The 15690-nt window shown below is 36.1% G+C and carries 13 protein-coding genes and 1 pseudogene; 8 read left to right on the forward strand and 6 right to left on the reverse strand.

The features are described from left to right. Positions 1-72 precede the first annotated feature (72 nt). Positions 73-498, forward strand: coding sequence for a hypothetical protein (locus ACQR30_RS12180; RefSeq protein ID WP_429735463.1), 426 nt, complete (start codon positions 73-75; stop codon positions 496-498). 155 nt (positions 499-653) lie between these two features. Here the strand turns inward: ACQR30_RS12180 and ACQR30_RS12185 are convergent, their stop codons facing one another. Both ACQR30_RS12185 and ACQR30_RS12190 read right to left on the reverse strand, forming a co-directional pair. Next, positions 654-1055: a type II toxin-antitoxin system VapC family toxin gene (locus ACQR30_RS12185; RefSeq protein WP_429735465.1), complete on the reverse strand. Its 402-nt coding sequence runs from the start codon at positions 1053-1055 to the stop codon at positions 654-656. Continuing rightward, positions 1052-1297 carry a hypothetical protein gene (locus tag ACQR30_RS12190; RefSeq protein ID WP_429735468.1) on the reverse strand — a complete coding sequence of 82 codons (246 nt, stop codon included), beginning with the start codon at positions 1295-1297 and terminating at the stop codon, positions 1052-1054. Before ACQR30_RS12190 ends, ACQR30_RS12185 begins: the two co-directional genes overlap by 4 nt. A gap of 704 nt (positions 1298-2001) precedes the next feature. Between ACQR30_RS12190 and ACQR30_RS12195 the strand changes: the two genes are divergently transcribed. Then, positions 2002-3087, forward strand: a complete 1086-nt coding sequence (locus ACQR30_RS12195; RefSeq protein WP_429735470.1) for a redoxin domain-containing protein — start codon at positions 2002-2004, stop codon at positions 3085-3087. A 482-nt stretch (positions 3088-3569) separates the two neighbouring features. After that, the gene (locus tag ACQR30_RS12200) at positions 3570-3935 is read left to right on the forward strand and encodes a helix-turn-helix domain-containing protein (RefSeq protein ID WP_429735472.1); all 366 of its coding nucleotides are present in this window, start codon (positions 3570-3572) and stop codon (positions 3933-3935) included. A 64-nt stretch (positions 3936-3999) separates the two neighbouring features. Here the strand turns inward: ACQR30_RS12200 and galB are convergent, their stop codons facing one another. The 4 genes and pseudogenes from galB to ACQR30_RS12220 all read right to left on the reverse strand — a co-directional run. Further along, positions 4000-6420, reverse strand: a complete 2421-nt coding sequence (gene galB / locus ACQR30_RS12205) for a beta-galactosidase GalB (protein ID WP_429735474.1) — start codon at positions 6418-6420, stop codon at positions 4000-4002. 181 nt (positions 6421-6601) lie between these two features. Then, positions 6602-6880: a helix-turn-helix domain-containing protein gene (locus ACQR30_RS12210; RefSeq protein ID WP_429735476.1), complete on the reverse strand. Its 279-nt coding sequence runs from the start codon at positions 6878-6880 to the stop codon at positions 6602-6604. A 211-nt stretch (positions 6881-7091) separates the two neighbouring features. Further along, the gene (locus tag ACQR30_RS12215; RefSeq protein WP_429735478.1) at positions 7092-7259 is read right to left on the reverse strand and encodes a hypothetical protein; all 168 of its coding nucleotides are present in this window, start codon (positions 7257-7259) and stop codon (positions 7092-7094) included. Between the two features lie 207 nt (positions 7260-7466). Next, positions 7467-7568: pseudogene (locus ACQR30_RS12220) on the reverse strand (type II toxin-antitoxin system ParD family antitoxin); the annotation flags it as partial. A gap of 428 nt (positions 7569-7996) precedes the next feature. Here ACQR30_RS12220 and ACQR30_RS12225 point away from each other — a divergent pair. The 5 genes from ACQR30_RS12225 to ACQR30_RS12245 form a co-directional block, all read left to right on the forward strand. Then, positions 7997-8554, forward strand: a complete 558-nt coding sequence (locus tag ACQR30_RS12225; protein WP_429735480.1) for a sigma-70 family RNA polymerase sigma factor — start codon at positions 7997-7999, stop codon at positions 8552-8554. Positions 8555-8622: 68 nt separating this feature from the next. Further along, positions 8623-9693 (forward strand): FecR family protein, encoded by a 1071-nt coding sequence (locus ACQR30_RS12230; RefSeq protein WP_429735482.1) that lies wholly within the window; start codon positions 8623-8625, stop codon positions 9691-9693. A gap of 175 nt (positions 9694-9868) precedes the next feature. Continuing rightward, positions 9869-13318, forward strand: a complete 3450-nt coding sequence (locus ACQR30_RS12235; RefSeq protein WP_429735484.1) for a SusC/RagA family TonB-linked outer membrane protein — start codon at positions 9869-9871, stop codon at positions 13316-13318. A 20-nt stretch (positions 13319-13338) separates the two neighbouring features. Further along, positions 13339-15084: a RagB/SusD family nutrient uptake outer membrane protein gene (locus ACQR30_RS12240; RefSeq protein WP_429735486.1), complete on the forward strand. Its 1746-nt coding sequence runs from the start codon at positions 13339-13341 to the stop codon at positions 15082-15084. A gap of 325 nt (positions 15085-15409) precedes the next feature. Next, positions 15410-15690 (forward strand): alpha/beta hydrolase (locus tag ACQR30_RS12245; protein ID WP_429735488.1); only part of this gene is annotated, 281 nt, incomplete at its 3' end.

Genomic DNA, 15690 nt, shown 5'->3' on the forward strand with positions numbered 1-15690 from the left:
GAATGTCGGCAGCCATTTTTTTACCCCCTTCTCCACAACATTTTGACATGATCCTCAATTACTTCTAAAATTTTGCAGACCAGTGAAAGAGAAAAGATTGTTGCTTTTCAAAATGCCATATTAAACACTGCTAAAGGAGAAGCACCAGAAAAATCTAAAACCCAAATTTTTGTCAATATCTTGAATGAGTTTACAATATGGCATTTAAAAATACTCGACTTAATGAAGAATCCAAAAGAATGGTTCGAGAGCCAAAAATTGCCAATTCCAAAAAGTATAACCTATACAATATCAGATGTTATATATGATGCTTTTCCCGATCTGAAAGATCAGACTGCTTTATTAAATTATGTTTGTAATGATTTGGCTAGAATGGGTCTTTTGGACGCTGTTAGCTCTTCAAGTCTTAGAACAATGATGACTGTTGACGGTGCACTTGCAAATAGAATAACTCCTTTTGGAGAAGAATTTATGAATTTCGTCACCTTTAAAAAATAAAATAGCTCGCACAAGCGAGCTGTATATAATTTGGTAAGCTATGTATGTTTTAGCTTGGATTCATAAAATTCATGTTCTGGATCATAAAATACGATATTTTTCATTGTAATTTTACTTTGTAGTTGATTTCTGCTTGATGCCGGCTGTATTTTTTGTTAATCAGTTGTCCAATCTTCAATAACAATTCCGTCAAGTCGGTCAAAGTCGCTGACGTTTTTTGTAATCAAAGTCAGGTTGTTGAAAATGGCAGTTGAGCCAATGAGTAAATCAAAATCGTCTAAGGATTTACCTTTCGTTTTTAGTCGTGCTTTTTCTGTTGCGTAAATGTCAAGTGCGGGAAAAATTGGGAGAATGTCAAACGTTGTTTGAAACGTTTCAAGAGTTTTTCTGTTCCTTTCTTTTTGAGTGCTTTTTGCAACTCCGTATTTCATTTCGGCAATCGTAATTTCGGACACGAAACAATTCTCAAAACCAACCTCGTCAATTTTGGTTTCAAGGTCATACTTTCCATTGAGAAAATAAGCACAAATGTTGGTGTCTAAAAGATACTTTTTCACAAGTCAATCTCTTTACGGCTAAATTTTCTGTCTTTTTTAAGTTCCTCCACAAAGTCGTCTGCCGATTGGTCAATAACCAAAGCACCAAACAAAGATTTCCAAGAATTATTCTTTGCCCTTTTGGCTGTTTTCATTGACTTTGAAAGCCGTGCTATAAGCTCCAATTTATTATTGGGGCTTAGATTTCTAAGCAATGTATAGTAGCTATCAACTAAGTTTGTATTTATATCTGTGGTTCTCATTTTATTTTTTTACCCGATACAAAGATAAGAAAAATATTGCCTGTTGCATTATTTTGCCAAGCGGATTATCTCCTTTGGAAATTCAGGGATGTCGTCGTTGGTTTTAGGCTCTACCTCCAATGAAAGTTGCACTAATACAGGCTGTCCATTTGCAATGCCATAGGCGATAAGTTGATACCCTGTTCCTTTATCTGTCTTAAAACTAATTGTATATTCCGAACCATGTTGACCACCCGTTCCGATTCATGTTGACCATGCATTCCGAAGCATGTTGACCAGGTAAAAATGTGATAATTCTATAGCCAAAATAAATTATTTTGACTCTTCGCTCATTATCATTTAGATATTTTTTGTTTTTACGACCTGTCATTCCGACGTATGTTGACCATCTCTGGTGAGATTTCAATTGTTTGAGTTTTTTGTATTCCCTTCGCTGACTAAGTCTAGTACATTTTTAAAAATTATATATAATTAATGGAAGTTTTTTGTCTTTTCTTTTAATTTTACCCTCAATGGGACTTTCCAGTGCTTGCTCTCGTGTTGTTGTATAAAAAATAAATAACAATTCAAGTCATATCCCTTTAAATCTTATCTTTAAACTCGATTAAATTTGATTTATTTTTTAAACCCTACAGCGCAAACACGCTGGGCGTTATAAGCCATAAGACATGCACTCTCTCAAAATCACTTTTTTATTTTTCGGTTTGACTATTTTTTGTTGTGAAATATTTGGACAACAAAAACAAGATAAGTTTTTAGTAACAGCGAATCTAACAGGATTTAAGGATAGCACTAAGTTTTATTTGGTAAATCTTGATTCTACTGAAAACATTGATTCGGCATACTTACTGCATCAAAAGCTTCTTTTTAAAGGAAGCGTAACGGAACCAGTGACTTATCGGTTATACCCTAAACCAGAAATGGATTTCATTTATTTCAACTTTTGGATAGAAAACAGAGCTATTACACTGACCGGAGATAAAAATAAATTTTCTGAACTGACAATAAAAGGCTCTCCTTTAAATAAAATAGATTATTCAGTTGAACATAAGCATTCAACTCTTGATAAGTTAAGAGACAGTCTTGCTGCCAAAGCAATGAAGGAAAGCGATGAAAGTAAAGCTAAGGGAATTTGGAAACAAATATCTGCTATCGATACAAAAGTAAAAGATATTAGACTAAATACTATTGCTACTTTCCAACCTTCATTAGTTACAATCAAAGAGCTGTACTTTTTGAGAAATGATTTGACAACAGACAGTTTAAGAATGTTGTTTAATAGATTTCCGCCAAATTTTCAAAATACTAAATATGGAGATGTTATCAAACAATATATCTCAACAGATAAATTAAAAAAAGGAGTTCATTTTATAGACATTTCCGGTAAAGACCTTTCAGGCAAGAACGTAAAGCTATCTGATTATCGAGGCAAGGTTTTGCTACTAGATTTTTGGGCATCCTGGTGCGGACCTTGCAGGATGGCAAATAAAGATTTAAAAGATATTTTCAACAAGTATAGCCAAAATGGTTTTGAGGTGGTTAGTTTTTCTATTGATACAAATTTAGACGACTGGAAAGTGGCTTCTCAAAAAGATAATATCAGTTGGGCTAATATTTCAGACTTAAAAGGTTTATATAGTAAACAAGCGGCAGCTTATAAAATAAGAGCTATTCCAAAATCATTTTTAATTGACAGAAATGGCAATATTGTAGAAATTTTTACTGGTTACAACGGAGACAAAAATGCTAAGACCAATCTTGAAAAGAGAATTGAAGAACTACTAAAATAATTACGACTTATACTTGACGACCTTAACGGCTTATAATATTTGACTTGGCAATAGCAGGGCTAAGAATATATATTTCCCTGCCATCGCCAAGCCCCGAATGTTAGACGTAAGTTTTTAAACGATGAAATTTTATTCTAATCATTTTAAAGTAAATGTACACACGGGAATCATCTAATTAGAATAGTCAAATGAAAAACAAATCATCGAAATAATTACAACGGAGAAGATCGGCTCACGCATTAGATATATTCGGGAAAATATTTTGCAAGTTTCCCAAATCGATATTGCCGGAAAAATAGGGTTTCACCAGGTATTACTTTCAAGGATAGAACAAGGGATTGGCGGTAGTTTGGATATGCTGTATAGTTTGATTAGCTATTTTTATTCAAACAAAATCGAGGCTAGTGAATTATTTGAACCATCTGACAGAGTTGAAACTATCCAAGTGTATAAATTAAAAACGGCTTGCAATAAAAGAATGGATGCTTCTATTTTTTGCAGAAAGAATTCGCTTTATAAGAAGTGAGATATTAAATATTAGCCAAAAAGAATTTGCACAACAAACAAAAACACATCAGCCCATTTTTTCACGAATTGAACTTGGCAAAAGCAGCGGAGCTACTGATGTAATTTTAAATATTATCAATTTCCTATACTCAAAAGGTATTGATGCCAAATGTCTGTTCGACCCACTTTACGACATACATTTATTGAAGCCGGAAATTTCCCAATTGTCTATTGATGAAATTATTAAGATCCAGATGGACGCAAAAGCGGATCTAACAAAAGCCTTGAGGAAGATGGAATTAATTGAAAAATATTTAGAAAAAATCAACACATCGCAATAGATAGTTTCATTAATTAACTGTTTGGGGCGGTATTTTTGGCTTGTTAAGTTAGCGCTTAGTTGGTTTATTTAATAGTAATTGGCAACGATGCAGAACGTAAGCCATCGGCTGTTGCTGTTATTGTTACTATACCCGGCTTATTTCCAGCACCAATAATTGCTAAGGCCAAACCATTAAATGCCTTACGATGATCTGCTTTGAACGATTCGTGGCTGGTTTGGCTTCCATTATCAACACCCGCCAGAAAGCTATCGGCCCCTGATAGTTTGAATTTTACATCATTATCAGCATTAGGCACCATTATGCCATTCTTATCTACAATTTTAACAGTTATAAAAGAAAGATCATGATCGTTTGAACGTATGATGCTCCTGTCGGCACTTAATTCTATCCTGGCTGGCGCGCCCGCGGTTTTAACTTCGGTAGTTTTCACAACTTTCCCATTTTTGCGCGATACGGCCTTTAAGGTACCCGGCTCATAGTTTACTTTCCAGGCAACGTGCAGGCTGTCGCCCTGTTTTGATTTTCTACCTAATGATTTGCCGTTCAAAAACAGTTCAACCTCATCGGCATTACTGTAATAGACCCAAACATCAACTACTTTACCAGCTTCCCAGTTCCAGTGTGGTAATATGTGGAGCACTGTTTTATTGGTCCATTCGCCCTGGTACATATAATAAACATCCTTAGGGAAGCCAGCCAGATCTACTATCCCGAAGTATGAACTGCGGGATGGCCATTGGTAAGGCCATGGTTCGCCTAAATAATCAAACCCGGTCCAGACGAACTGGCCGGATAGAAAAGCATATTTTTTATATATTTTCAACGTTTCCTCGTGGGTAAAGCCCCAGGGTGCCGAAATATTATCATAAGCATTAACGGTATTATCGGCATTCATGGGCCTTCTCAGCCATTTACCATTAACTACCGCCCCTCCCGGCCACCGCTGAATGGTATCGGGTGAAGTATTGTAAACACCGCGACTTTCCAGCGCCGAAACAGTTTCGGTACCAATGAATTTTTTACCGGGATAGTCCTTCTGGAAATTGGCAAGTTCATTATTGTGGTAATTGTAACCTATCAGGTCAACAGCCCCCGATTCAACAATTTTATTGCCAGGCCCGGGTTCGCTATTAGCTGTTGTGATCGGCCTTGTGGTATCAAGTTCGTGGATAATGCCGCTAAGCTCGAGGGCTATACGTGCCGCACTGGTATCTCTTTGCTCGGGTATTTCATTACCAATACTCCATATGATCACCGATGGGTGGTTCCTGTCGCGCATTATCTGATCTGTCAGGTCGCGTTTGTGCCATTCATTAAAGAAAAGATGAGAATCAAATTTAGGCCTTTTACCAACCTGCCATACGTCAAATGATTCGTCCATAATAATAAAGCCCATGCTGTCTGCAAGGTCTAAAAACTCTGGTGCAGGTGGGTTGTGTGAAGTGCGAATAGCATTTACGCCCATTTCTTTTAATATTTTAAACTGCCTTTCCAGCGCGTGCACATTAAATGCTGTGCCCAGCGCGCCCAAGTCATGGTGTAGGCAAACGCCATTTATTTTCATGGAAACACCGTTCAGGCTGAAGCCTTTATCCGCATCAAAATTGAAATAACGGATACCCATCGGTGTTTCATACTGATCAACCACCACATTATTCACCAATATTTTAGTTTGCACTTTATATAGGAATGGTTTATTAACCGACCATAATACCGGGTTATTAACACGGAAATTTTGGCTTATAGTAGTAACCGTATCCTTTAAACTGACGCCTGTAAGGGTTTTGCTTGCTACTACTTTACCATTGGCATAAATGCTGCTGACAATAGTGGCAAGTTTAGTACTGCCTGCCGCATTTTTTATGCTAACGCTCAGGTTAACATCGGCTTGGCTGGCACTTACATTTGGTGTGGTTACAAAAGTACCCCAATGGTTAACGGCAATTTTGCTAGTGCTTACCAGCCAAACATTGCGGTAAATGCCCGAACCGGAATACCAGCGTGAATTTGGCTGTAAAGAATTATCTACCCGTACGGCTATTACATTTTTACCGCCAAAATTTAAATATGGGGTGAGCTCATACCTGAAAGAGATATAGCCATTGGGCCTGAAACCCAAATGGTGGCCGTTTATCCATACATTGCTTTTTTGGTAAACGCCTTCAAAATCAATATAAACCATTTTACTTTTTGAACTTGCAGCCACGGTAAAGGTTTTACGGTACCAGCCTATACCGCCCGGTAAAGCGCCGCCTTCTACAGTGGCCGGGTTTTCTTTTTTAAATTCGCCTTCTATGCTCCAGTCATGAGGTAAATTTAATTTTCGCCAGCTGGCATCATTAAAATCAACGTTTTTGGCATTGGGTACGTCGCCCAGATTAAACGTCCAGTTTTGATCAAAATCCAAAACCGACCGCCCACTTTGCGCATGCACAACAACTGATAAACTGATCAGGATAAACAAGTAAAATAATTTTTTCATTCTCAAATCTTTATAATAATAATTGATTTTAAGACATTTAGATTTTAGTCTTAATCAAAATTAAAGTTTTCTTAAAACAAAAATACCTCGTTAAAGGGACATTTTAATCATTAAACAACTGTTATCCAGTTTATTCTTACTTTCACTTGAAATGTAGCCTATCTGAACTCTACATCCCCAGCTAAACCGCTAACGATAGAAATGTAGTTGCAATAATTGGCTCACCTAACTCAGCCTCCCATTTCGCAATCGTTTTAAGTGTAAGGTTAAGATTACCCTTTAGCCATTTATTGATTTCTGAAGGTTTTTTATTCATTCTTTCTGCGAGATCCTTTTGTGTATAACCTTTTACCTGAAGAATGTTGTTTATCCTTATCACAATATCTGTGTATTGGCGTACAAAAATGCGCACCTCTTCAGGGGTTTCATCTTGTATCTTACAGGCAACTTTACTTTTCATAATTCTCCTCCTTTATAAATTATAATAAGATTTCATCATTATTGTATCCCGATAAAATTTTTCTGTTTTTGATATCAACTAAAATCTCTTTACCTCTCAATGCCTCATCAATTCGCTTTGCAAACTGACAAGCTTCAATCCATTTCAAATGCAGGTCTAGACTGCCTTGATTTGTTTGTGCAGATTTTACCCCACCATTAAACAAAACGACTCAATCTTCTCTATTATTGATACGCAATTCATAGAGTCGCAATGCAAAATTTGGATAAAGGAATACGATTTCTCCCAGTTGCGCTTTTCCTCTATTGGGTAACCCCAAAGTATATAGCCAAATATTTTCAATGTCCTCCGATGCTTGAACACTAATTTTATAACCCATTATTCAAGTATTTGCCCTGAAGATTTTCCATAAATATTTTACGGTCGAATTTTTGAACAAGGCCTGATTTTTCACCTTTCTTGAGTTCTCAATCCTTATACCCGTCTCTATCTCTGTAATTAGATAATGGGGATTTCTTGTTCCCGTCCTCTTTGGGAATTACGTTCTCATACCCGCCCCAATCCCCATTAATAATTATTTAATAAATTAATTTTTCTGATTTTCTTCTTGTTCAAAAATTATTAGAGCAGTCCTGACAACCTCACTGGCAGAAGAAAAACGTCCGCTTTGGATTTGATGGTTGATGAAATTGTCAAATAGTCGCCTAACAGAATTGAAGTGTTTTTTGCCATTGTCATAATGGTTTCTTCATAAGTACCAATTCTTGGTATGTTTTCCAAATTTTGCGTGTCAAACTGGTGGCGTACACCTTGTATAAAGAGCGATTAAAATAGAAAATTATTTATTAAACAATCTATCTTCTTTAATTAATTGTTCCAGCAATGCTATCCAAAATAGAACAAACAGACAGTGCGGGATAGTTGTTAATAGCAAGAGCACTATTTTAGCAAATGAAAGAACATTAGTTTGTTAAAATGTTTACCGGCTTATGTTTAATTACGAACGTTTTATTGCTAATTAAAAAATCGGATAGACGCATTCCTTCTTTTATAAAAGTACATAAAAAGCAATCACTTCTTTCGAAGTATGACCACGTGTTATGCTAAATTAATTTTATGAACCCTTATCAATATTTAGATGAATCCCAGCTTTTAGCTGCTCTTCATACAGATGACGCAGCTAAAGCCTTCGAAGTGATTTACCATAAATATTGGTTTAATCTTTATAATTGGGCATTGAAGCAAACCCACTCTAAGGAAATATCCGAAGAGCTCGTGCAGATTGTTTTTGAAAAAGTGTGGCGCAATCGCCAAAATACCCAGATAAAAAATTTGGGAGCCTATTTAGCTGTATCATTAAAGCATACTTTTTATAATGACAAGCGTAACCAAGAGTCTGCAAAGAAAATAAATAACCATAATTTTCCCTTACTGAATAATACGACAGAAAATGATCTAAATGCAAAGTTTTTAAATGAATCACTCGAAAGTGTTTTGCACGAGCTTCCGGACAAAACACAAACTATTTTCCGGTTGAGCCGCTATGAAAGCAGATCAGCACACGAAATTGCAAGAAATATGGAGATGTCTGAAAAAACTGTAGAATACCATATTTCTAAGGCGCTTAAAATTTTACGAATAAGGCTTAAAGAGTATCTCAATATTTTTTTGTAAAAAAATATAAATTAGTTTAGGGTATTTTCATTTTCAAGTGTCAATATTAGTAACAATCGAAAGTTCGTATGGGGCAGTTTGAATTTGATGAAATACTTAAAAAATATTTAGCGGGAAAAGCTTCTCCCGAAGAGGAAAAATTAATTTTTCGATGGTACAAATCATTTATCAGTGAAAGTAAGATAGAAATATCCACACAAGAAAAAAAAGCCATTGAAGCAAAGATCTGGGGCAAGCTCAAGGATAAAATGAGCAGAAATCCAAAAATTATCCGTAGGGCATCTAAGCCCATTATTTACCGCTTGTGGTTTAAGTATGTAGCCGCTTGTCTGTTTTTGTTAATAGCATTAAAAGGGTTATGGGTGTATCGTAATACAACCAGGTCTGTCATTGCTGCCGAAGCATTTACGCATATACAAGTTCCACCAACATACCAATTTGTTTTCAACAATAAAAACGGCGACATACCCGTGAAACTAGCAGACGGTTCTACGGTAGAACTGCAACCGCAAAGCACCCTGTATTATCCTCCGAAATTTACAGGCACTACAAGAAACGTATATTTAACAGGAAACGCGTTTTTTAAAATCACGCACGATCCAGCACACCATTTTATCGTGCATACTGACGAAGGGCTTCTTGCAGAAGTGCTTGGTACAAGCTTTTATGTTTTGCACTATAAAAACCACGATAAAGTGAACAGGGTGGAAGTTAATGTGGTTACGGGCAAAGTGTATGTTTACAAGCAAGAAAAAACGATTGCCGCAAAAAAATCTTCTTCTAAAAAAATTCTTTTGACGCCCAACCAACAAGCGAAATTTAGCCCCCAAAATCATCAATTTGTTATTTCATTAGTAGATAATCCAAAGCCCATCCAAGGTGATGAAGAATATGTTGCGCCGCCTGAGGCAGCCTTCACCTATAAGGATGCACCGTTATCCAAGATTTTAAATGATATTGGCGGCACTTATGGAATCAGCATTAAAGTGGACAATTCTAAATTAAATGACAGCCATTTTACGGGAGATATTTCCGGTCAGTCTTTATATGACAAGCTGAATATCGTTTGCGAAGCCACACAATCATCTTACGAAGTAAAGGGCACGACTATTTACATTAAAGGCGAAGGAGGCAATTAAAAAAAGATTTTATCATCATAAAAAGATGCCTATGTAGTTTGACAAAATATTTAAACAAAAAAGAAAGACCGGCAATGTAGGGCATTCCCGGACTTTCCAAATAAGATAACCTTTTGTAGAGGATACCCATGTTTAGTCCACAATTCTTAATTATTGAATTAAACCATTGCAAGATATGAAAAGAAAAAGATATTCTATTAATATTCTTACTGTTATGAAACTTTCCTTCCTTCAATTTGTTTTAGCTACTGCATTTTCTCTTTCGCTGTTTGCGAAAGTACCGGTAGTTAAAGCCCAAACAGTACTCGATAAAAAAATCACCATTTCTGTACAAAAGGAAAAAATAATACAAGTGTTATCGCAAATTACCCGGCAAACGGGTGTAAAATTTGCATATAGCAGCGATGTGATATCACTGAATAAAAAAATTACCTGCGACTTCCAAAAAAAGCCGCTTATTGATTTTTTTACCCAAACACTAGATTTGCTAAAGATTGATTATAAAGTAATCAGTAGTACACAAATTTTATTGATGCCCATTCCTAAAAGTGAACAAAAAACAGTACCGGGCGATAATATTGTTATTTCAGGGCAAATTACTAACAATAAAGACAGGCCATTAGCAGGCGCTTCCGTAGTAGTAAAAGGAACACTTAATGGAGCAGTTACGGATGCAAATGGTAGGTACTCCCTTTCCGTTTCCGGAAAAGGAGACACACTGGTTTTTTCTTTTGTGGGTTATAAAGAACAGGATATTGTTGTAGGTGATGAGACCGTTATTAATGTTCAATTGAGCTCTGACAACAGTCAATTAGACCAAGTAATTGTGGTGGGATACGGAACTAGATCCAGAGGAACTGTTACGGGTGCTATATCTACAGTTGATTCAACGGTATTTGAAAATAGACCTTTAAATAATGTCTATGATGCGCTTCAGGGCGCAATACCTGGGGTAACAATCACACGTGGAAGCGGGCAGCCCGGAAACCAATTATATACCCTACAAATCCGTGGATACTCTTCTATAAATGGCAATCAACCATTGGTTTTAATAGATGGGATTCCGGGAGATATTAATTCAATTAACCCAAGTGATATCTTGAAAGTATCTGTATTGAAAGATGCCGCCGCCGCAATATATGGAAATAGAGCGGCAGATGGAGTGATTCTTATTACAACAAAGAAAGGGAAAGAAGGAACTCCTGTCGTTGACTATACTGTAAATGTTGGACTCAAAGTTCCACATTACCTTAAGAAAATGATGAATACACTGGAATATGCTAAATTTCAAAGTGAGGGATTAATCAATGCAGGTATTCAGGGTTTTCCTCAATCCGTATTCGATAGCATTACAGCAGGCGCTTCTCCCGATTTAACTCAGGGGTGGAATTATGGAATTACCAATTATCCCGGGTTTTATGGATATACCGATTGGAATAAAGTGATTTATAAAAGTTCAAATCAACAAATACATAATTTATCAGTTTCTGGAGGAAGTAAAAACAGTACTTATCATGTTTCTGCAGGTTTTGACAATGATAATGGTAATCTTAATTATGGCACAAATTATTCTAATCGTTATAATCTGCGTGTAAATTATGGGTTTCGCGTTTTAAAGAATTTCAATATTCAAATGAATACAAGTTTCGAGAATGATATTACAAAAACGCCCACAATGATTGTAAATGCTTTAACTAACGTCGTTCGTCAATTTCCCTACCAGCCCGTTTACAATCCAGAGGGGGAGTTTTATGGATATCAAGGATATGAAAACCCTGCACAATCTCTTACTCAAGGAGGAAATGGAACAACTGAATATACAAGATTTAATGCAAACTTTAAGGCAGATTATACGGTTTTAAATGGTTTGACATTAACCGGACAAGCAGGTGTTCACCTTGATTATGAAGATGACAATAATACTTCTCCAACATTCACTCGGTACAATTGGGCAGGAGATGTTCAAGATATTCGGAATAATCCAAATTCTGCAAGTTATAATAATAACAAAACAACCTATCAGCTTTATCAATTATATGGTGATTATAGTAAGCAATTAGGACTAAGTCATCACTTTGATTTAACTGTAGGAACTTCATTGGAAAAGACAAATAATCAGGGGCAATCAATTACAGGTTACAACTTTCCCGATAATAAAATATTTACACTTAATTTGGCAGATCGTACAAATGTAGCATATAGTAACTTCTCTGGTTATCTAAATAATGAAGCACTTAGTTCTTATTTTGGCCGATTTAGTTATTCTTTTAAAAGTAAATTTATCTTAGACTTCACTGCTCGTGCAGATGGTAGTTCAAAATTTTCTCCCTCTAAAAGATGGAGTGAGTTATTTCCGTCCTTAGGCTTTGCTTATAATCTTTCAAAAGAAGCCTTTATACAAAAACTTAATATTTTCGATCAATTGAAATTAAGACTTTCATGGGGTAAAGCGGGAAATCAAGATATATCTTCATTGGGCTTATTTGATTATGTTCCATTAATCACAATATCGGGAAATTATCCATTAGGTTCTCCAAATGCAGGTGTACCGGGCGCAGTTGCTAGTCCCGCCTCTACTAATAGGACTTGGGAAACGGTAGAAAATAAAAATATCGGACTTGACATAGAAACGTTCAAATCGAGGCTGGGATTTTCATTCGATTACTTCAACAAAATCAATGAAGACATGTTGGTGGCTATTGCAGTCCCGGCCACCTTTGGAGGTAATCCGCCTTCATCAAATCAAGGAAGGTTAGTGACAAAAGGCTTTGAAACAACGATCTCTTGGAAAGATCATATAAGGGACTTTCGGTATGGTATATCCCTTCAATTAAGTGATAATAAAGATAAACTTGTTCAACTTAAAAACAGTGACAGCTATAGGGAAGGATTAAACTTTACGAGACAGGGTTATCCCATTTATTCTTATTTCGGATACGTTTACAATGGTATAATAAAGACACAATCTCAACTTGATAACTATAAGAAACTACAAGGGGTTCCGAATGATATTGCGATTGGTGATGTTATGTATAAAGATGTAGATGGAGATGGAAAATTGACAGAATACGGAGATAAGACAAAGGGCTTATCCGGCGATATGGTTTACTTAGGCAGTCTTGTACCCCGCTATACTTATTCATCTAATATTTCTCTTGGATATAAACAATTCAACTTACAGGTGTTTATACAAGGTGTAGGAAAAAGAATGATAGCATATCAAGGTAATATAGCAACTCCTAATACCTTTTATTGGCCAACGCTAGAATATTATTATAATAAAACTTGGAGTCCTTCAAATAATAATGCGAAGTATCCGAGATATGTTGTGGGTGCAGCAGGATACGATGATATACGAAGTTATGATTATCATACATCCAGTCTTACGATGCAAAATGCTGCTTATTTGAGGTTCAAAGTCATAAGTATAGGCTATGATTTACCTACATCTTTAATCAACCGATTGAAGGTAAAATCTGCAAGAGTCTTTCTAAGTGGTCAGGATTTATTTACAATTTCAAAAGGCACACTCGGTGGAAATTTCGATCCAGAAGATGGCAATAGGGATGAAAGTACCTATCCTTTTAATCGAGTGTATTCTATTGGTGTAGATATAAAATTCTAATAAAATCTAAATGACAAATAATGAAATATCAATATAAGATAAATAACAATATTTCTTCAAATACCTGCAATAATATAAAAAAGATAAGCCATTTAAAATACACCTTTCTAATTAGCGGTATCTTTTTTATTGGTTTGATAACGGGTTGTAATAAGCAAATAAATTTAGTGTCTGAGGATACAATAACAGATGCTACTTTTTGGCAAAATTCAAATGACTTTAAGTTGGCTGCAAATAATCTTTACAATGGCCTCCCTCGTTTTGGCTTTGAAGACTGCGAATCTGACATTGCATTTAATTTTCCTAACTCTGTAAGTAATGGGACTCTTCAGTTATCGGAAACATCGGGTCAATGGACTACCAGTTATGATTATATTAGGGCTTGTAATGATATAATAGCACGGGGCAGCGGGTTTGTAAAGGATACTGCGATTCAACGTTATGTCGCTGAAGCTCAATTCTTCAGAGCTTGGTATTATTGGAAAATAATGGAAATCTATGGTGGAGTCCCCTTAATTAGCAAAGTATTGCCAACGGATGATACTACGTTATATACACCACGGTCGTCACAAGCACAAACTGCAGATTTTATTATCAATGATTTAACCCAAGCAGCAAAAAATCTTCCTATTCAGTCAGATCTCTCAAACCCCGAAATTGGTCGTATAACCAGCGGTGCGGCATTATCTTTACTCGCAAGAGTCGCATTATATCAAGGTACTTGGGAAGAATTCAGAGGTCAATCTGGATACGATAACTATCTCAAGCAAGCGGCCAATGCTGCTAAAACTGTTATGTCAAGTAATCAATATGCGCTTTATACGGGAAGTGGTAATAAGAGTTATTGGTATCTATTTGTAGAGGCGGGAGATGATTCAAAAGAGTGCATTCTTGATCGTAGATACGCCCGAGGCATAATAGGACAGGATATTCCATACCAATATGACGGATCAGGTTATAATCCTACTAAGAAACTTGCTGATATGTATTTAGATACAACTGGTCTACCTATTACGAATGCTAATAGCGTGTTTCAAGGATATGCTACAATGACTTCTGAATATCGATATCGTGATCCGCGCATGACAATGACGATGACAGTTCCGGGAACTTTAACAAATAGAGTTTTTTACCCGGTTATAAAAGTTGCGAATTATCCCGATAAGCCACAACGAAATCCAAATACGGGTTATATTCTATATAAATATATGACCGACAACCTTATTGCAAATAGCTCTGGTTCGATGGGGGATGCTAGCCTGTTTGATTTTGATAAACATATTATTCGTTATGCGGAAGTATTACTCATTTATGCCGAAGCAGAGTTCGAGTTAAATGGATCCATTAGTGATGCAGATTTAGATCTGAGTATCAATAAATTAAGAGATAGGGTAGGAATGCCTCACCTAACTAATGCATTTGTAGCTGCCCATAATTTGGATATGCGTACAGAAATTCGAAGGGAAAGAACAGTCGAACTTGCATTAGAAGGGTTTCGCTACGATGATTTACGCCGCTGGAAGACTGCGGAGACGGAATTGGCAGAGGATATAAAAGGTATCAAAATTAAAGGTTCAACGTGGCAGGATTACCCATTATATAGTTCACAAGACTGGCAATCAAGAACTGATGCAAATGGTTTCCTCATTTCTGAAACTGGTAGAAAATTTGACCCAACCAAAAATTATCTACAACCACTCCCAACTCAGGAAATCAATCTTTATCAATCTGCGGGACACAATTTGCAACAGAATCCAGAATGGTAAAAGAATTAAATTTAATAGAGTAAATAAAATTTTTAGCATGAAAAGAGTAATAATTTTTCTTTTTTCGGGGGAATGTTTTTTCACAGAAAATTATCCCCTTGTATCCCAATGGTAAAATTCTTTATGCTAAACCAGATGGAGAAATACCAACGATTACTTACTATAAACCTCAACACAAAAAGAATGATATAGCTGTAATCGTTTGTTTGGGCGGTGCTTATGCTTTTAGATCAGATAATACTGAAGGTATTCCGATTTGTAAAATGCTGAATGAAGGGGAATTACAGCTTTTCTTTTGGATTACCGCATTCCCAATCAATCTAAGATGGAACAGGGAGAAATTGTTCCTTTGACAGACCTTCAAAAAGCAGCTCGCTATGTTAGTGGACATTCGAAAGAATATGGCATAAATATTTTTAAAGTTGGTGTTTTGGGTTTTTCTGCAGGCGGTCATTTAGTTGCAATGGCAGAAACACATTTTAGTAAGACGGTATTGAAAGATCCGAAGCAATTTAGTTTGCGACCGAGTTTTGTCATAGCTGCTTACCAGGTTGTAAGTTTCGCAGATAGTCTTACTCACTCACAGTCTAGAAATAATTTAATTGG

This window comes from Arachidicoccus sp. (assembly GCF_050436765.1).
Taxonomy (GTDB): Bacteria; Bacteroidota; Bacteroidia; order Chitinophagales; family Chitinophagaceae; genus Arachidicoccus.

Bases quoted from the DNA above. Each gene is read 5' to 3' on its own strand.
- ACQR30_RS12215 (WP_429735478.1), bottom strand. From the start codon at position 7,259: ATGGGTTATAAAATTAGTGTTCAAGCATCGGAGGACATTGAAAATATT.
- ACQR30_RS12200 (WP_429735472.1), top strand. From the start codon at position 3,570: ATGCTTCTATTTTTTGCAGAAAGAATTCGCTTTATAAGAAGTGAGATA.
- ACQR30_RS12210 (WP_429735476.1), bottom strand. From the start codon at position 6,880: ATGAAAAGTAAAGTTGCCTGTAAGATACAAGATGAAACCCCTGAAGAG.
- ACQR30_RS12235 (WP_429735484.1), top strand. From the start codon at position 9,869: ATGAAAAGAAAAAGATATTCTATTAATATTCTTACTGTTATGAAACTT.
- galB (WP_429735474.1), bottom strand. From the start codon at position 6,420: ATGAAAAAATTATTTTACTTGTTTATCCTGATCAGTTTATCAGTTGTT.
- ACQR30_RS12230 (WP_429735482.1), top strand. From the start codon at position 8,623: ATGGGGCAGTTTGAATTTGATGAAATACTTAAAAAATATTTAGCGGGA.
- ACQR30_RS12225 (WP_429735480.1), top strand. From the start codon at position 7,997: ATGAACCCTTATCAATATTTAGATGAATCCCAGCTTTTAGCTGCTCTT.
- ACQR30_RS12190 (WP_429735468.1), bottom strand. From the start codon at position 1,297: ATGAGAACCACAGATATAAATACAAACTTAGTTGATAGCTACTATACA.
- ACQR30_RS12240 (WP_429735486.1), top strand. From the start codon at position 13,339: ATGAAATATCAATATAAGATAAATAACAATATTTCTTCAAATACCTGC.